The sequence below is a fragment of the Terracoccus sp. 273MFTsu3.1 genome, assembly GCF_000383675.1.
Lineage (GTDB): Bacteria > Actinomycetota > Actinomycetes > Actinomycetales > Dermatophilaceae > Terrabacter.
Genome location: NZ_KB911820.1, coordinates 1,057,431 through 1,074,486 on the forward strand (window position 1 = coordinate 1,057,431; position 17,056 = coordinate 1,074,486).

General features: G+C 73.2%; 15 protein-coding genes. 11 read left to right on the plus strand and 4 right to left on the minus strand.

The genetic code is table 11. The features are described from left to right. The 6 genes from H283_RS0105290 (at position 1) to H283_RS0105315 (ending at position 8,512) form a co-directional block, all read left to right on the plus strand. A complete protein-coding gene (locus H283_RS0105290; protein WP_020142478.1) occupies positions 1 to 1,050 on the plus strand; it encodes a phosphotransferase family protein in 1,050 nt (349 codons plus the stop codon). A 2-nt stretch (positions 1,051 to 1,052) separates the two neighbouring features. Next, positions 1,053 to 2,273: an acyl-CoA dehydrogenase family protein gene (locus tag H283_RS0105295; RefSeq protein ID WP_020142479.1), complete on the plus strand. Its 1,221-nt coding sequence runs from the start codon at positions 1,053 to 1,055 to the stop codon at positions 2,271 to 2,273. A gap of 75 nt (positions 2,274 to 2,348) precedes the next feature. Then, positions 2,349 to 3,518 (plus strand): acyl-CoA dehydrogenase family protein, encoded by a 1,170-nt coding sequence (locus tag H283_RS0105300; protein ID WP_020142480.1) that lies wholly within the window; start codon positions 2,349 to 2,351, stop codon positions 3,516 to 3,518. Positions 3,519 to 3,599: 81 nt separating this feature from the next. Further along, positions 3,600 to 4,013 carry a nitroreductase family deazaflavin-dependent oxidoreductase gene (locus tag H283_RS24115; protein WP_020142481.1) on the plus strand — a complete coding sequence of 138 codons (414 nt, stop codon included), beginning with the start codon at positions 3,600 to 3,602 and terminating at the stop codon, positions 4,011 to 4,013. Between the two features lie 166 nt (positions 4,014 to 4,179). Then, positions 4,180 to 6,654 (plus strand): ATP-binding protein, encoded by a 2,475-nt coding sequence (locus tag H283_RS26515; RefSeq protein WP_020142482.1) that lies wholly within the window; start codon positions 4,180 to 4,182, stop codon positions 6,652 to 6,654. A gap of 46 nt (positions 6,655 to 6,700) precedes the next feature. Beyond that, positions 6,701 to 8,512, plus strand: a complete 1,812-nt coding sequence (locus tag H283_RS0105315; protein WP_020142483.1) for a cell wall metabolism sensor histidine kinase WalK — start codon at positions 6,701 to 6,703, stop codon at positions 8,510 to 8,512. Here H283_RS0105315 and H283_RS0105320 read toward each other — a convergent pair. The 4 genes from H283_RS0105320 to H283_RS0105335 all read right to left on the minus strand — a co-directional run bounded on the left by H283_RS0105320 (position 8,487) and on the right by H283_RS0105335 (position 12,694). Then, a complete protein-coding gene (locus H283_RS0105320) occupies positions 8,487 to 9,674 on the minus strand; it encodes a hypothetical protein (protein WP_020142484.1) in 1,188 nt (395 codons plus the stop codon). The genes H283_RS0105315 and H283_RS0105320 overlap by 26 nt on opposite strands. Positions 9,675 to 9,769: 95 nt before the next feature. Next, complete coding sequence (locus tag H283_RS0105325) at positions 9,770 to 10,156, minus strand: hypothetical protein (protein ID WP_043647953.1); 387 nt, start codon at positions 10,154 to 10,156, stop codon at positions 9,770 to 9,772. A 97-nt stretch (positions 10,157 to 10,253) separates the two neighbouring features. Beyond that, positions 10,254 to 11,924 carry a hypothetical protein gene (locus tag H283_RS0105330; RefSeq protein WP_020142486.1) on the minus strand — a complete coding sequence of 557 codons (1,671 nt, stop codon included), beginning with the start codon at positions 11,922 to 11,924 and terminating at the stop codon, positions 10,254 to 10,256. Then, the gene (locus tag H283_RS0105335) at positions 11,921 to 12,694 is read right to left on the minus strand and encodes a CDP-alcohol phosphatidyltransferase family protein (RefSeq protein WP_196805907.1); all 774 of its coding nucleotides are present in this window, start codon (positions 12,692 to 12,694) and stop codon (positions 11,921 to 11,923) included. Before H283_RS0105335 ends, H283_RS0105330 begins: the two co-directional genes overlap by 4 nt. A gap of 93 nt (positions 12,695 to 12,787) precedes the next feature. On the opposite strand from H283_RS0105335, the gene H283_RS0105340 reads away from it, so the two are divergent. The 5 genes from H283_RS0105340 (at position 12,788) to H283_RS0105360 (ending at position 16,994) form a co-directional block, all read left to right on the plus strand. After that, positions 12,788 to 13,780 carry a zinc-binding alcohol dehydrogenase gene (locus tag H283_RS0105340; protein WP_028785333.1) on the plus strand — a complete coding sequence of 331 codons (993 nt, stop codon included), beginning with the start codon at positions 12,788 to 12,790 and terminating at the stop codon, positions 13,778 to 13,780. 12 nt (positions 13,781 to 13,792) lie between these two features. Next, the gene (locus tag H283_RS24125) at positions 13,793 to 14,191 is read left to right on the plus strand and encodes a 6-carboxytetrahydropterin synthase (RefSeq protein WP_020142489.1); all 399 of its coding nucleotides are present in this window, start codon (positions 13,793 to 13,795) and stop codon (positions 14,189 to 14,191) included. Then, entirely contained in the window at positions 14,179 to 15,240 is a 1,062-nt protein-coding gene (locus H283_RS0105350; RefSeq protein WP_020142490.1) for a glycosyltransferase family 4 protein, read from the plus strand. The genes H283_RS24125 and H283_RS0105350 overlap by 13 nt, the downstream gene beginning before the upstream one ends. An 82-nt stretch (positions 15,241 to 15,322) precedes the next feature. Next, positions 15,323 to 16,306, plus strand: a complete 984-nt coding sequence (locus H283_RS24130; protein WP_020142491.1) for a lysylphosphatidylglycerol synthase transmembrane domain-containing protein — start codon at positions 15,323 to 15,325, stop codon at positions 16,304 to 16,306. Continuing rightward, positions 16,299 to 16,994, plus strand: a complete 696-nt coding sequence (locus H283_RS0105360) for a dihydrofolate reductase family protein (protein WP_020142492.1) — start codon at positions 16,299 to 16,301, stop codon at positions 16,992 to 16,994. The genes H283_RS24130 and H283_RS0105360 overlap by 8 nt, the downstream gene beginning before the upstream one ends. Positions 16,995 to 17,056: the final 62 nt, after the last annotated feature.

Sequence of the window (17,056 nt, forward strand, 5' to 3'; positions counted from 1 at the left end):
GTGACCGACGCCCGCGACGCCGCCCCAGACGGGGATCCGCCCGGCCTGCCGCTGGACCGGCTCCGGGGCTTCCTCGACGACACGGTGCCCGACCTGCTGTCGGGCCCGCTCAGCGGGCGGGTCGTCGCGGGCGGGAAGTCGAACCTCACCTACGAGGTCGGCGACGGCACCCGATCCGTCATCGTGCGCCGCCCGCCGCTCGGCCACGTGCTCGCCACCGCGCACGACATGGGGCGCGAGCACCGCGTCATCACCGCCCTGCGCGACACCGCCGTCCCCGTCCCCATGACGTATGCCGTCTGCGACGACCCCGACGTCATCGGGGCGCCGTTCTACGTCATGGAGCGCGTCGACGGCACGCCCTACCGCTTCGAGGCGCAGCTCCAGCCCCTCGGCGCCGCACGGGTGCGGGCGATCAGCGAGCGGATGGTGGACACCCTCGTCGCCCTGCACGCCGTCGACCCCGAGTCGGTCGGGCTCGGTGACTTCGGCCGCCCCGACGGCTTCCTCGAGCGCCAGGTGCGGCGCTGGAAGCAGCAGCTCGACGCCTCCCGCGGCCGGGACCTCCCGGGCATCGACGAGCTGCACGAGCGGCTCGCGGAATCCGTTCCGGCACAAGGCGACCCGACGATCGTGCACGGCGACTTCCGCCTCGACAACCTCCTCGTCACCGGCGACGACGAGGTCTCCGCGGTGCTCGACTGGGAGATGGCCACGCTGGGTGACCCCCTCACCGACGTCGCCCTGCTCGAGGCGTACCAGACCCTTCCGCTCATGATGGACAGCGTCGCCGTCTCCGACGTCTCGCGGACGCCGGGCTTCATCAGCGGCCCCGAGCTGCGTCAGCGATACGCCGCCGCGAGCGGTCGCGACCTCGGGCACCTGTCGTTCCACCTCGGGCTCGCCTACTTCAAGCTCGCGGTCATCCTCGAGGGCATCCACTACCGCTACACCCGGGGCCAGACGGTGGGGAGCGGCTTCGCCCGCATCGGTGAGGCCACCGTCCCCCTCGTCACCGCCGGCCTCGCCGCCGTCAAGGAGAAGAGCTGACCATGGACTTCGGATTCGACTCCCGCACCGAGGAGCTGCGTCAGGAGCTGCTCGGCTTCATGGGTGAGCGCATCGTGCCGTCGCTGCCCGTCTTCGACGAGCAGGTCTCGGCGCTCCCCGACCGGTGGGCCTGGAGCACCGCGCCCGTGCTCCAGGACCTCCGGCAGGAGGCGCGTGACCTCGGGCTGTGGAACGTCTTCCTCCCCGGCGAGCACGGCGCAGGCCTGACGAACCTCCAGTACGCCCCGCTCGCCGAGATCACCGGCCGCTCCATCCGCCTCGCGCCGGCGGTCCTCAACTGCGCCGCCCCCGACACCGGCAACATGGAGGTGCTCGCGCAGTTCGGCACGCCCGAGCAGCAGGAGCGGTGGCTGAAACCCTTGCTGCGCGGTGAGATCCGCTCGGCTTTCGCGATGACCGAGCCCGACGTCGCGAGCAGCGACGCGACCAACATCGCCACGAGCATCCGGCGCGATGGCGACGACTACGTCATCAACGGCCGCAAGTGGTGGATCACCGGCGCGATGAACCCCGAGTGCGAGGTCCTCATCGTCATGGGCAAGACCGATCCCGACGCCGACCGGCACCGCCAGCAGTCGATGGTCCTCGTCCCACGCGACACCCCCGGTGTCGAGGTCGTCCGCGGCATGGAGGTCTTCGGCTACGACGACCACGACCACGGCGGCCACGCCGAGCTGCGCTTCACCGACGTCCGCGTGCCCGCGAGCAACCTCATCGGCGACGAGGGCACCGGCTTCGCCATCGCCCAGGCCCGCCTCGGCCCCGGCCGGATCCACCACTGCATGCGCTCGATCGGCCTCGCCGAGGTCGCCATCGAGGCCATGTGCCGGCGCGCCTCCGAGCGCGTCGCCTTCGGGCGGCCCATCGCCGAGCAGGGCGTCGTGCGCGACTGGATCGCCGAGTCCCGCGTGCGCATCGAGCAGCTGCGCCTGCTCGTGCTCAAGACCGCCTGGCTCATGGACACCGTCGGCAACAAGGGCGCCCACACCGAGATCCAGGCGATCAAGATCGCGACGCCCAAGACCGTCGAGTGGATCCTCGACAAGGCCATCCAGACCCACGGCGCCGCCGGGCTGAGCCAGGACACCGAGCTCGCGGCCGCCTTCGCCGGCATCCGCACGCTGCGCTTCGCCGACGGCCCCGACGAGGTGCACAAGAACGCGCTCGCCAAGGCCGAGCTGCGGAGGTATGCCGCCCGCTGACCACCGCCGTACGGCACCCGCCCGGCGGGCGCCCGACGGCACGACCCATCCGACCGCACGACGAAGGGACCGACGATGGACTTCGACCTCAGCACCGAGGAGCGCGAGATCCGCGACTGGGTGCGCACCTTCGTGCGCAAGGAGATCATGCCGCTCGAGCCTCAGGTGCTCGAGCGCGAGCGGCGGGGCGAGCGCGGCCTGACGGCCGAGGAGCTGAAAGCCCTTCAGGACAAGGCCCGCTCGTCGGGCTTCTTCGGCATCCAGACGCCAGAGAGCCACGGCGGCATGGGGCAGGGCGCCGTCGTCGCCGCACTCATCGAGATCGAGCTCGGCCGGTCGTTCGTGCCGTTCCGGTTCGCCGGCGAGGCCGACAACATCCTCTTCTCGGCCACCGAGGAGCAGCAGGACACCTACCTCCGCCCGACGATCGAGGGCACGCGCAGGTCGTGCTTCGCGATCACCGAGCCGGGGGCCGGGTCCGACGCCCGCGCCATCCGCACGAGCGCCCGACGTGAGGGCGACGAGTGGGTCATCAACGGCGAGAAGACCTTCATCACCGGCGGCAACGAGGCCGACTTCGTCATGGTCTTCGCGGTGACGGACAAGGAGAAGGGCGCCGACGGCGGCGTCACGTGCTTCCTCGTCGACCGCGACCGCGGGTGGACGAGCACCCCCATCGACACGATGGGCGAGTGGGGTCCGGCCGCGCTCGTCTTCGACGACGTCCGCGTGCCGCACTCCGCGATCCTCGGCGAGGAGGGCAAGGGCTTCGACCTCGCGATGCGGTGGATCGGCAAGGGCCGCTACATGCTGCCCGCGCGTGCGCTCGGCTCGTGCGAGCGGCTCGTCGAGATGGGGATGGAGTGGGCCCGCAACCGGGTCACCTTCGGCCAGCCCATCGCCGAGCGCCAGGCCATCCAGTGGATGGTCGCCGACTCCGCCGTCGAGATCGAGGCGTTGCGCTGGCTCGTGCTGACGGCCGCCTGGCAGGTCGACCGCGGCCTGGACTCGCGCCAGTCGCAGTCGATGGCCAAGCTCTACGGCGGCGTCAAGGCCAACGAGATCGTCGACCGCGTGCTCCAGATGCACGGCGGCATGGGCTACACCCGCGAGCTCCCCGTCGAGCGGTGGTACCGCGAGCTCCGCCTGCTGCGCATCTACGAGGGCACCGACGAGATCCAGCGCCGCACCATCGCGCGCAACCTGCTCAAGGGGCACGTGTCGGTGCGCGGGCACCTGGGCTGACGCGCGGTCGCACCCGGCCCGACGGCATACGCCCTCGCTCAAAGGAGCCCCGTCGAGGCCGGTGGGGAGGATGCTGTGGGGATGGCAGGTCCACCCGCAAGCGCCAAGCAGTTCAACAAGGTCGCCGTCCGGCTCGCCGGGCACCGTGTCTTCCCGCTCTGGGCGGTGCTGCGCCACCAGGGACGCACGAGCGGCAAGGACTACGCGACCCCCGTCGCCGTCATCCCCACGCCGTCGACGTTCATCATCGCCCTCCCGTGGGGACGAGGCACCGACTGGGTCCGCAACGTCCGCGCCGCCGACGGCTGCACCATCCGCTGGAAGGGGCGCGAGTTCATCTGCACCGAGCCGACCTTCGTCGACAAGGCCGTCGCCCTCGCCGCGGCGAAGGGGATGACCCGGCGGGCGATCGACCGCCGCGACATGCCCGGCGGCTTCCTCCAGCTGACCCGGGCGCCGGCCCCCGAGCACTCGGCGATGCAGTCCGGCTGGTGACGACCGGTCGCACCGACCGACGACACGAGGTGTGAAAAGTCCCTTTTGCCGGATTGCCGGTCTCTCTGCGACATCATGAGTCAATGAGGTCAGCGGAGAAGGCTGCACGTGACGCCCCGCGTCGACCGACGAGCTCCGGGACGCTGGCCCCGAACGGGGCGCCCGCGTGATCCGCCCGCCCCTCGGCCGCGCGCGCTGGTGGGTGGCGGCGGTCCTGGCGCTCGTGGGCGTCTTCGTCCTCGGGGCGACCGCGGTGCGTTTCGCCCCGCCCGGGTCGACCGTCGCCGTCTGGTGGCCCGCGGCCGGTCTCGCGGTGTCGTTCCTGCTCGCCACCTCACGGGGTGCCCGGGCCTGGCTCTTCGTCGTGGGCGTCCTCGTCTCCAGCGCGGCCGCCAACGCCTACGGTGGGCGCCCGCCCCTCGTGGCCCTGTGCTTCGGCGTGGCCAACGCCGCCGAGGTGGCGGTCGTCTACGGGTTGCTGACCCGCGGCGGACGGCGTCCCGCGCTCGCGTCGATGGAGGATCTCTGGAACCTCCTCGCGGCGACGCTCGCCGGAGCTGTCGTCTTCGGCCTGCTCGCCGGGCTCACGGTCAGCATCGGTCTCGGGGGGCCGTTCCTCGCCACGGCGTCCGCCGTCATCGCCTCGCACGCCGCCGCCGTGCTCGTCTTCGCGCCCCTCGGCATCGCCGTGGGCACGCGGCGCACCCGCCGCCCGGGCTTCGAGGACCTCGTCCAGTGGGTCGTCGTCGTCGGGCTCACGGCCTGGGTCTTCAACACCGGGCAGGCCCTGCCGCTCGCGTTCCTGCCGATCCCCGTCCTCGTCTGGGGCGCCCTGCGTCTCGGGCTGCGCACCGTCGCGATCCAGCTGCTCGTCGTCGGTGTCCTGGCGGTCACGCTGACGAGCATCGGCGGAGGACCCTTCGCCGCGGCGGCGCAGGTCGGCGGACTCCGGCCCGAGACGGTCGGGGCGCTCACCCAGGCCTTCCTCGTCACGGCCGCCGTCACCGCGCTCTCGCTCGCCGTCGCCTCGACGCAGCGTCGCGCGGCCCTGCTCGACCTGCGCAGCGAGGTCGAGCTCAGCAGCGTCGTGCTCGACACCGCCGCCAGCGCCATCATCGTCGTCGACCGCGCCGGGGGCATCGCGCGCCTCAACGCGACAGCGGCGCGGCTGCTCGGTGCGCCCGAGGCCGAGCTCGTCGGACGTCCTGCCGCAGAGGTCTTCCCCGTCGAGGACCACGACCGGGTCACGGCACAGATGGCCGGCATCGGCGAGGGCGCCGTGCCGCTCCACGAGGAGCAGGACTGGCGCGTCCCGGGACTCGGCGTGCGTCACATCGTGTGGACCAACGCCTACCTCACCGACGACACCGGGCACCGCACCCACCTCGTCAAGACCGGCGTCGACGTCACCGACGAGCGGGCGGCCCGGACCTTCGTCGAGGCCGTGCTCGAGGCCGCTACGGCCACCGCGATCATCGGCACCGACCTCGACGGCGTCATCACGCTCTTCAACCGCGGCGCCGAGACCGTGCTCGGCTGGCGCGCGTCCGAGGTCGTGAGCCGCAAGGACTGGTCGCTGCTGCACGACCCCGCCGAGATCGACCGCCGTGCCGAGGAGCTCGGCGTCGAGCCCGGATTCGACGTGCTCGTGAACCGGGTCCGGGGCGGCGCCGCGACCGAGACCCGTGACTGGACCTACGTCCGCAAGGACGGCACCCGTCGCACGGTGTCCCTGACGATGAGCGGCATCCGCGACGAGGGCGGGCAGCTCACGGGCTATCTCGGCGTCGCCGAGGACGTCACGAGACGCCGTCAGGTCGAGGTCACGCTGCAGGTCGCGCTCGAGCGGGAGCGCGAGGCGGTCGAGGAGCTGACCCAGCTCGACCGGACGAAGTCCGACTTCGTGTCGTCGATCAGCCACGAGCTGCGCACCCCGCTCGCCAGCGTGCTCGGCTACACCGAGATGCTCGAGGACGGCGCAGCCGGCGCTCTCACCGACCGCCAGCTCGAGCTCGTGGCCCGCGTCGACCGCAACGGCCGTCGCCTGCTCTCGCTCATCGAGGACCTCCTGCTCAACTCCCGCATCGAGGCCGGACGTCTCGAGCTCACCCCGCGCCGGTGCGACCTGTCCGACGTCGTCGCCAGCGCGTGGACGTCGGTCGAGACGGTGACGGCGCAGCGCGACCTCGTGCGAGAGGTCGAGGTGTCGCCGCGACCGCTGTGGATCGAGGGCGACCCCGCCGCGCTCGAGCGGATGGTCACCAATTTGCTGTCCAACGCCGTGAAGTTCACCCCCGACGGCGGCCGGGTCGCGCTCGCGGCGCACCCCGACGACCGCCGTCCGGACACGGTCCGCCTCGTCGTCTCCGACTCGGGGATGGGCATCCCGGAGTCCGACCACGAACGCGTCTTCGCGCGGTTCTTCCGCTCGAGCGCGGCCAACGAGCGCGCCATCCAGGGCTCCGGTCTGGGACTGTCGATCGTGCGGGCCATCGCCGAGGGGCACGGCGGGTCGGTGTCGGTCGCCTCGGCCCCCGAGCAGGGATCGACGTTCACGGTGTGCCTTCCTGTCGCGGGTTCTGCCGGTCCACCCACGCAAGGGGCCTCTCGGACATATCGTGACCATCGGGACGATTCCTAGTGGCGGCGGCCGCGATCCAGGGGTATAAGGCAGACAAGGGGACAGGGTGCGCGACGGCGTGGTGTGGGAGGTGCTGGCGCTCAGTCGGCTCACCGAGCTGATGAACCGGGTCAGCGCGCAGGACGACCTGTCGATCCTCTTCGACATGGTCGTCGACGGCGCCGCCGACGTGGTCGGCTTCAAGGTGGCGGCGATCAGTCTCGTCGTGCCCTCGGGCGACATCGAGGTCGTGGCCGTGGCCGGCGACGACGACGCGCGCACCGAGCTGCTCGGCAGGCGGACGCCGCGTCCGGTCCTCGAGGCCGAGTTCGCCGTGGCCGAGCGGTGGGGGAGCCTGCGCTTCGTTCCCGCCGGCGAGCTGCCCGACGGGTCGGCCGAGGGCTGGGTGTCGGCCGACTGGACCGCGCCGACCCCTGCCGGAGACCCCGACGCGTGGAACCCCGAGGACACCCTCATCGCACCGTTCTTCGACGCCGTCGGGGAGCTGCTCGGCATCCTCTCGGTCGACCTGCCGCTCAGCGGACGGCGCCCCGACGTGACGCAACGGGCCGTGCTCGAGCTCTTCGCCAACCAGACGGGCATCGCCATCTCGGCCGCTCGCCAGCGCCACGCCCTGTCCGAGCGGGTCCGCCTCGGTGAGGCCGTGCAGACCGTGGCGCGCATCGCCCAGGAGGACCTCGACCCAGCCCGCGTCGTCGACGTGGCGGCGATGCCGATCTCGGCCGGCCTCGCGTCGGCAGGCCTGTGGCTGCGGGCGTTCGCCGGCGAGGACGACGACGAGCGTGAGAGCGTCTCGGCACGCAGCGGGGAGCGCGTGCACACGCCGGTCTCGCTCGTCGCCATCGCCCGACGGATGGCTGCCCGCTGCTGGCGTGCCGGTGTCGTCGCGGTCGTCGGCGCCGACGGCCACGTGACGCCGGCGCGCCTCTGGAGCGACGACGACATCGCCCAGGTGCGCGTCTTCCTGTCCGACGCCGCCGCGCGCTCGCTCCTCATCGCGCCGATGGGGTCGGGGTCGAGCTGCTTCGGCTACATCGCCTGCACGCGCGGGCCCGGTGACCCGGACTGGACCGACGCCGAGGCGCAGGCCGCGCTCGAGATGGGCCGTGACCTCGGGCGGGCCATCCGCAACGCCCGGTTGTATGCCGTCGAGCGGCGGGTCGCGGCCGAGCTGCGTGAGGCCGACCGCAGCAAGACCCAGCTCTTCTCGACCGTGTCGCACGAGCTGAAGAACCCGCTCGCCTCGATCGTCGGTCACGTGGAGCTGCTCCGGCAGGAGCCGGACGCCGACGGCGACTGGTCGCTCGGGGTCATCGAGCGCAACACCGAGCGGCTGCAGAGCCTCGTCGACGACCTGCTGACGCTGTCGAGGGTCAGCGACCCCGACCGGGCCATGCCCGAGGCCGACGTCGACCTCGGCGAGGTGTCCCGTGACGTCGTCGACATGTTCCGTCCGCGCGCGGACACCCAGCAGGTCAGTCTCACCTTCGACCTCGAGGAGCGGCTGCCGCTCGTCCGGGGCAGCGCGGGGGACCTCGAGCGGGTGGTGCAGAACCTCGTCAGCAACGCGGTGAAGTTCACCCCGGCCGGCGGGAAGGTGGCGGTCTCCGTCGCGAGCCGCCGCGACCGGGTCGTGCTCGAGTGCACCGACGACGGGCTCGGCATCTCACCGGAGGACCAGGAGGGCCTCTTCACGGAGTTCTTCCGAGGCACGAACCCGGAGACCCTGCAGGTGCCGGGCACGGGGCTCGGCCTCAGCATCGCGCAGCGCGTCGTGACGAGGCACGGCGGGCGCATCGACGTCGACTCCGAGCTCGGCCGCGGAACGAGCGTCACGCTCCTGCTGCCGGCTCTCTGACCTCCGAGGCGGGGGTCCGGCCGGCGAGCAGGGCGACGACGAGCGCGAGCGTGGCCACGGCGGCGAGCAGGATCGTCCAGCCGGTTCCGAGGTCGCCGGCGAAGACGACGACGAGCACGCAGACGACGGCGACCCCGATGGAGACCGGGATCGCGAGCGGCGTGCCGGCGGCGCGGTCCATCCCGCCGCGGGCGCCGTTCCACCCGGCGACCGCCAGGGACCGCACCCGGCGGGCCCCGCGCGACGGGCCGACGACGAGGGCGACGACCACCACCGCGAGGGCGACCACGACGACGACGCGCACGAGCTGGCGCAGTCCCTCGGTGACCGTGTCGATGACGGAGACCGCGGCCGCGGAGGCGCCGGGCGGCAGGCTGCTCGCCACGTGCGACCGGGCCAGCGACAGCCCCAGCACGAGCACGACGCAGGCGACGGCGGCACCGAGCCCCACGCGTACCAGGGCTCTCCGGCGGTCGCGCGCCAGGGCGACCCCGCCGGCGATGAACGCGAGCGCCAGCAACGGCAGCGCCACGCCGAGGCGCAGGGCGTTGTACGCAGTGCGTGCCGTGTCGAGGTCGCTGCTGGGGAGCAGGGGCACCGACACGGTGATCGGCGGCAGCTTGTCGACGAGCGGGACCCCCGCGGCGACGAGACGCTGCTCGATGGGCTCGACGAGGTTGCCGATGTCGATGCTGACGTCGGTCCCGTTGTCGACGATGGCGCCGTCGGGTGACCGCGAGAGCACGGCGACGAGCTGGGCGTGCGAGACCTGGTTGGCGGCGACCCAGACCGTGGCGAACTGGTCGCTCCCGACGACGGCGGTGACGACACGGCGCACGACCTGCTCGACCTGGGCCGCGAGGGGGGCTTTGAGCAGCCCGAGTGCTCGTGCCGCGACCGGTCGGCCTCCGGCCTCGAGCGCCTCGAGGGCTCGGTCGACGAGGTGCTGGTCGCTGATGGCGACCAGGACGCGTGCCGTCGCACGGTCCTCGATGAACGCGGTCACGGCCGGGTCGGTGGCGAGCGGTGTCACGGTCTCGACCCAGTTGTCGGTGTCGGTCACCGTCGTGCGCAGCCACGTCGCGGTCGCCCCGACCGGCACGAGCACGACGCCGATGACGAGGAGCACGGCGGCCAGCACCGAGCGCAGTCGTGCGGGCATCTCGACCTCCGGGTGTCACGGGGACAGGCCTGCGACCTGTCCTCCGAGCCTCCCGCCGCGCGGGGGCCGCACGCATCCCCCGATGCGGGTGAGCCTCAGGCGTGCCGCTTGGCCGGCTGCGCCAGCTGGGGGGCCACCGACCGCCCACGCAGCAGCAGGAGCCCGCCGACGACGATGCAGACCACCTCGGCGATCGCGGCCGTCCAGACCGAGAGGCCTGACCAGACGGTGTGCACGCCGAGCAGTCCGACGGTGGACGCGATGATGAACGCCCCGAGCGTCGCGGCCCCGAAGCCGGCGGTCAGGAACGCGGGGACCCAGTGCTCCCAACGAAGCAGCATGATCGCGATGACCACGCCGGCCACGACGTTGATGAGGAACATCGGCCCCACGCTCTGGTTGCGCACCCCGTCGAACCACAGGTAGAGGTGCACGCCGGCGGAGACGAGCAACGCCACCGCTCCCACGCCTCGGAGTCTCATGATGCGCTCCTGTCGTCCGGGTCGCGCCGCGGCGTCCCGTTGGCGTCGCGGTGTTGGACTTCCTTTCCCCTGAAGACGCCTCGTCGTGGGCCCCGGTTCAGCCGCTGGCCGCGGGCCCGTAGGCGGTGAGGAAGCGGTCGCGGAAGCGGTCCATCGGCCAGACCGGGGCGGAGGGGCCGGGCCGCAGGCCGTCCTGCCAGCCCCACGAGGAGATGCGCGCGAGCACCGCCGGGTCGCGGGTGACGATGCTGACGGGGACGTCGTGCCCGGCGTGCTCGCCCGAGACGATGCTGACCGGCTGGTGGTCGCCGAGCACGAGGACGACGAGGTCGTCGTCATGGGTCGCCCGGAGGAACGACACGACGCTGTCGAGGGAGTACGCGACCGTCTGGCCGTATGCCGCCCGCACCCTCTCGGGGCTGCTCCAGACCACGTCGCGTGGCGTCGCGAGCCCCGCCTGGGCGAGGTAGGGGGAGCCGTCGCCGATCGTCGCCCAGTCGAGCAGTCGCGGCAGCGGCGCCCAGGGGACGTGGCTCGTCACGAGGTCGATCTCGGCCATGACGGGCGGCCGTCGACCGGGTGGGTGGCGCTGCAGCTCGAGCCGGTCGAAGGCCGACAGGGTGTACTGGTCCGGCATCGGGGCGTAGCCGAAGCCGGGGCCGGCATAGCCCAGGGTGCGTGCGTCGTAGACGGTGTCGTAGCCGTAGAAGGCCTTGCCCTCGGGCCAGTCGTGGCGGTTGGCCGGGATGACGTCGACGGTGCGCCACCCGGCGCGGGCGAAGGCCCCGGCGAGGGTGAGGCGGTGGTTGGCGCCCGTCGCGGTGTCGAGGAGCTGGTCGTAGCGCTGCTGGCTGCTCACCCAGAGTCCGGACTGGAGGGTGGAGTGGGCCAGCCAGCTGATCCCACCGAAGGTCGGGGACGTGAGCCAGGCGCTGCGCGTCAGGTAGCCGGAGGCCTGCAGCCCGTTCGTCCCGGCCGTGAGTGCCCGTGCCACGTCGGGGCTCTCGTCGACGGCGACCATGCCGTAGCTCTCGACGAAGACGACGACGACGTCCTTGCCCCGCAACGCGGTCAGCAGGCCGCCCGGCGCGGTGTCGCGGTACGGGTCGACGGCGATCTGCGCGGCGAAGACGTCCTCGTCGTGAAGGCCGTCGCGCACCGACGTGAACTCCCGGCCGGCGAGGGCCGCCGTGCTCGACGAGGCGGCGGGCAGGCCGCCCGTGACGCTGAGTCCGAGCGAGGCGCAGACGCCCCAGGCGACCGCCCCGGCCACGAGGGCGCGCACCGCTCCGGTCCGGTGGCGTTCGACGACCCGGCCGACCCGTTGCACGGCCAGGGGGGTCAGCACGACGATGCCGAGGAGGAACAGCCCCGCCGCGACGACGGCCAGCACGGCCGTCGCCGGACCGGTCGAGTCGCCGAGGAGGTCGGTGGCCGACCCGGCGTAGCGCCAGTCGGTGAGCGGGTTGAACGTCCGGTAGAGCGTGGCGAGGAAGGCCGCGTCGAGGACCCGGACGACGAGGAGGACGCCGAGGCCGAGGCCGACCGCGATCGTGAAGGACCGCGCGGCCACGCCGCGCAGGAGCAGGAGCCCGGCCACGAGGACGAGCGCCTCGAGGGGGATCCGGAGCAGCGCCAGCGGTGTCGGCGACCAGCCGACCGCGGGGTTGGGGGCGACGAGCGCGACCCAGACGAGCAGGACGGCGAGAGTGGTGAGGACGTGGCCGGCGACGCGGCGGCCGGTCCTGGCCCGGGTCTGCGTCGTCACGGCAGCACGCGCGCGTCGACGGCCGTCGGCTCGAGCACCGGCCAGGGAGCGAGGGCCTCGACCTCGTGGCGGCGGGACGCCGACATCCGGCGCAGCGTGAGCACCTCGGTGCCGAACGAGAGGACGAGCAGCGCGAGCCCGGCCGCCACGGCGACCGACGCCGCCACGACGGGCAGGACGCCGGCGGCGGCCACCGTGAGGACGATGCCCTGGTAGGCCGCGATCACCTTGCGCCACATGCGGGCCGGGACCTGTCCGCGGAGCCACGGCGCCCATCGGGCAGCGAGCGCGACGAGCAGCAGCAGGTAGCGGGCGACCCCCACGCCGAGCACCCACCACCCGAGGTCACGGGTGACGGCCACGCTGAGGACGAGGATGAGGAAGGCGTCGGTCTCCATGTCGAAGCGCGCGCCGAGCGGGTGGACGGTCCCGGTGCGGCGCGCGACCCGGCCGTCCACTGCATCGAGGACGAGAGCCACGGAGGCGAGGGCCACGAGGACGCCGGTCGGCTCGTCGGTGCCCGCCACGGTGTCGGCGACGAGGGCCGCGACGCCGCACACGAGCACCGCCCTCGACAAGGTGACTCGGTCGGCGGGCAGGAGGCGCCGGCGCGAGGCCCGGACGAGCCCGAGCGTGAGCAGGGCGCAGAGGGCGACCCCCGAGGCCAGGCCGACGATCCAGCCGGCAGCGCCGAGGCCGGTCACCCGACCCAGGACGGCGAGCAGGGTCAGCACGCCGACGAGCCCGACGACCGGGCCGTGAGGGGTCACGTGACGCACTGGCGCCTCCACCGGGCTTGAGAGGTTTCACCCAAGGACGCCGTCGTCACCGCCGGAGTTCACGGGCAGCCCTAGTCTGGACCCGTGTCCTCCGAAGCGCGGGCGTTCTGGGTGGTCGAGCCCGGCAGGGGCGAGATCCGGCCGGTCACCGTGCCCGCTCCCCGGTCGGGCGAGGTGCTCGTCCGGGCCCTGCACTCGGGCGTGAGCCGCGGCACCGAGACGCTCGTCTTCCGGGGGCAGGTCCCCGAGGACCAGTACGCCGTCATGCGCGCCCCGCACCAGGAGGGGGACTTCCCCGGTCCGGTGAAGTACGGCTACCTCGGGGTCGGGGTCGTCGAGGAGGGCCCGACGGGGCTCGTCGGGAGGACGGTCTTCTGCCTGCACCCGCACCAGACGGCGTACGTCGTCCCCGTCGGGTCGGTCGTCGTCGTCCCCGACGACGTGCCTGCGCGGCGGGCCGTGCTCGCCGGCACGGTCGAGACCGCCGTCAACGCGCTGTGGGACGCGGCCCCGCGGCTCGGTGACCGGGTCGCTGTCGTCGGTGCGGGCATGGTCGGGTGCTGCGTCGCGCGCCTGCTCGCCGGCATCCCGGGGTGCCGGGTGACCCTCGTCGACGTGGACCCGTCACGGGAGGCGTTCGCGGGACCGCTCGGGGTCGGCTTCGCGCGACCGACCGACCTCGCCGACGCACGCGGGGACCACGACCTCGTCGTCCACACGAGCGCCACGGGGGCCGGGCTCCAGCTCTCCCTCGACCTCCTCGCACCGGAGGCGACGGTGCTCGACCTCAGCTGGTACGGCGACGCGCGGGTCGAGCTGTCGCTCGGTGGGTCGTTCCACTCGTCGCGACTGCGGATCCGAGCCAGTCAGGTGGGTTCCGTTGCGGCAGCGAGGCGCTCGCGGTACACGTACGCCGAGCGGCTGGCGCTCGCGCTCGACCTCCTGCGCGACTCGGCCTTCGACGCCCTGCTGACCGGCGACTCACCCTTCGAGGAGCTGCCCACGCTCATGCCTCGCCTCGCGGACGGCTCCCTACCGGCCGTCTGCCACACGATCTCCTACCGACCCACCCACTGAAGCGGGGAGCCGATGTTCAGCGTGACCGTCCGGGACCACATGATGATCGCGCACAGCTTCCGGGGGGAGGTGTTCGGTCCGGCGCAGCGGTTGCACGGTGCGACGTTCGTCGTCGACGTGACCTTCCGCGGGCCCGAGCTCGACGACGACGACATCCTCGTCGACATCGGTCTCGCGACCCAGCACGTCCGCGAGGTCGTCGCTGCCCTGGGCTATCGCAACCTCGACGACGAGCCGGACTTCGCGGGGGTCAACACCTCGACCGAGGTGCTGGCCCGTACCGTCGCGGAGCGGATCGCGGGTCGCGTGCGCGCCGGTGACCTTGGCGGCGCCACCGACCGGGTGACCGCGCTCGCCGTGACCCTCCACGAGTCGCACGTCGCCTGGGCGAGCTACGAGTGCGAGCTCTGAGCGAGGTCCACGCCGTCGTCCCGGCCGGGATCGACGACCCCCTGCTCCCCAGCGGGGGGAACACCTACGACCGCAGGGTGCTCGACGGCCTGCGTTCCCTCGGGTGGCAGGCGAGCGAACACCCGGTGCCCGGGTCGTGGCCACGGCCGGACGCGGCAGCGACGGCCCGCCTGGCAGAGGTCGTCGCGGCCGTCCCCACAGGGTCGGTGCTGCTCGTCGACGGGCTCGTCGCATCGGCGGCGGACACCGTCCTCGTGCCTGCGGCGGACCGCATCCGCCTCGTCGTCGTGGTCCACCTGCCGCTCGGGGCGGCAGACCCGAGCGCGGCCGCGGTGGAGGGCGCGGTGCTGGCCGTGGCCGCGGCCGTCGTGACGACGAGTGGGTGGACCCGGGACGTCCTGCTCGACGCATACGGCCTCGCCCCCGCGGCCGTGCACGTCGCCCGGCCGGGGGTCGACCGGGCGCCTGTGGCGCCACGCGGTCCCGGCGGTGGGCGGCTGATCTGCGTCGGCGCGGTGACCGCGCTCAAGGGGCAGGCCGACCTCCTCGCGGCGCTCACACTCGTGGAGGACCTCCCGTGGTCGTGCGTCCTCGTCGGCGCCCTGACGCGCGAGCCGGACGTCGTCGACGGGCTGCGTCGGCAGCTCGCATCGGCAGGCCTCGGCGACCGCGCGCACCTCGTCGGCCCGCGCGTCGGCGCGGACCTCGAGCGGACGTATGCGGCCGCCGACCTCCTCGTGCTGCCCTCCCACGTCGAGACGTACGGGATGGTCGTGACCGAGGCACTCGCCCGCGGCATCCCGGTGCTCGCGACCGACGTCGGTGGCGTCCGCGAGGCGTTCGGGCCGACGGGCGAGGAGCTCCCCGGGCTGCTGGTGCCTGCAGCGAGCCCCGAGGCGCTCGCGGCTGCGCTCCGGTCGTGGCTCACCGACGGGGCCCTGCGGGACCGGCTGCGCCGGAACGCCCTGGCACGACGGGAAACCCTGTCATCGTGGTCGGAGACCACAGGACACGTGTCGGCCGTGCTCGAGAGGGTAGGGGGTCGCTGAACCCGATCGTGGAGCCGGACGTCGTCACCATCAGGGTCCCGGGCGGATTCTCGGCAGATCCCGGGCAGAAAGGGCGGAGCAGATGCAGCGCGACCGGGCCTGGCTGCGCCCCCTCGCGGGCCTCGTGATCCTCGGCGTCCTCGTGTGGCGCGTCGGCGGAGGCGCCTTCGTCGACGGCCTGCGCCACGTCGACGCCCGTTCGGTCGCTGCGGCGGCCGCCATCGCCGTGGTCACGACCATCTGCGGCGCGTGGCGGTGGGTCCTTGTGGCCAGGGGCCTCGGGTCTGAGCTCTCGCTGCGCGCAGCGGTCGCCGCGTGCTACCGGTCGCAGTTCCTCAACGTGACCCTGCCCGGAGGCGTGCTCGGCGACGTGCACCGGGGCGTGCGACACGGCCGTGACGGCGGCGACGTCGGCCGCGGTGTGCGGTCGGTCGTGTGGGAGCGCTCGGCCGGCCAGGTCGTCCTCCTCGGTCTGACGCTGGGTGCCGTGCTGCTGCTCCCGTCGAGACTCCAGCCGGTCGGATCCCCTGTGGCCACCACGGTTCTCGTCGCCGTGACCGCAGCCCTCCTGGGGGTCGTGGTGACACGACGGCTCGGCTCGGGTCGCGCACCTGCCGTGCGACCCGGACCTCTCGCGTGGGTCTCGCAGGTCCTGCGGGTCGCGGCGGGCGACGTGCGTCACGGACTGCTGGGACGGCATACGTGGCCGGGAGTCGTCGTGGTGTCGGCGCTCGTCGTCGTCGGGCACGTCGCGACCTTCGTGCTCGCCGCCCGCAGTGCGGGGGTGGAGGCGCCCGTGGGTGACCTTGTGCCGCTCGCGCTCGTCGTCCTCGTGGCGATGGCGCTGCCGCTCAACGTCGCCGGCTGGGGCCCGCGTGAAGGCGTGGCGGCCTGGGTCTTCGGCATGTCCGGACTCGGCGTCGCTGGGGGAGTGGCGACCGCCGTCGTCTACGGCGTGATGTCGTTCGTCGCTGCCCTGCCGGGCGCGGCGCTGCTCGTCGTGTCGCGGCGCGGAGGCTCCCGCACCCCGACCGAGCCGACCCCGGAAGGAGCCGTCCGTGGCTGACCGTCCCTACACCCTGCTCAGCTGTGGCATGTCGATCGACGGCTACCTCAGCGCCGGCACCTCGGCCCGGCTCATGCTGTCCAACGACGCCGACTTCGACCGGGTCGACGGAGAGCGTGCCGCGAGCGACGCGATCCTCGTGGGTGCCAGCACGATCCGCAACGACAACCCGCGTCTGCTCGTCCGATCACCCGAGCGTCGGGCCGCACGGGTGGCCCGCGGTCTCACGCCGTCGCCGACGAAGGTGACGGTCACGAGACACGCCGAGCTCGACTGCGCCGCAAGCTTCTTCGCGGCCGACGGTGCGGACAAGATCGTCTACTGCCCCAGCGACGTCGTGCCAGAGGCCCGCGGACGGCTCGGTGCGGCCGCGGCCGTCGTCGACGCCGGCCGTCCCGCGACGATGCGGCGCGTCTGCGAGGACCTCGGTGACCGCGGGGTGCAGCGGCTCATGGTCGAGGGCGGCGGCACCGTGCACACGCAGCTGCTCACCGACGACCTCGCCGACGAGCTCCAGCTCGTCGTGGCGCCCTTCTTCGTCGGTGACTCGACGGCGTGCCGGTTCGTCGGGGACGGACGCTTTCCCTGGAACGCCGGCCGCCGGGCGACCCTCGCCGAGGTGCGTCAGATCGGCGACGTGGTCCTGCTGAGGTATGCGTTGTCGCCGCGTTTCCGGGAGAGCGCGTGATCCCGGGAGCGCCGGGTCGCGCCCCGGGGGCTGCGCCCGGACTCCCACCGGCCCGCATCCGG

What these genes read in the sequence shown, in the direction of transcription:
- H283_RS0105295 (WP_020142479.1), top strand. Translation starts at nt 1,053, where the DNA reads ATGGACTTCGGATTCGACTCCCGCACCGAGGAGCTGCGTCAGGAGCTG.
- H283_RS0105300 (WP_020142480.1), top strand. Translation starts at nt 2,349, where the DNA reads ATGGACTTCGACCTCAGCACCGAGGAGCGCGAGATCCGCGACTGGGTG.
- H283_RS24115 (WP_020142481.1), top strand. Translation starts at nt 3,600, where the DNA reads ATGGCAGGTCCACCCGCAAGCGCCAAGCAGTTCAACAAGGTCGCCGTC.
- H283_RS0105320 (WP_020142484.1), bottom strand. Translation starts at nt 9,674, where the DNA reads ATGCCCGCACGACTGCGCTCGGTGCTGGCCGCCGTGCTCCTCGTCATC.
- H283_RS0105325 (WP_043647953.1), bottom strand. Translation starts at nt 10,156, where the DNA reads ATGAGACTCCGAGGCGTGGGAGCGGTGGCGTTGCTCGTCTCCGCCGGC.
- H283_RS24125 (WP_020142489.1), top strand. Translation starts at nt 13,793, where the DNA reads ATGTTCAGCGTGACCGTCCGGGACCACATGATGATCGCGCACAGCTTC.
- H283_RS24130 (WP_020142491.1), top strand. Translation starts at nt 15,323, where the DNA reads ATGCAGCGCGACCGGGCCTGGCTGCGCCCCCTCGCGGGCCTCGTGATC.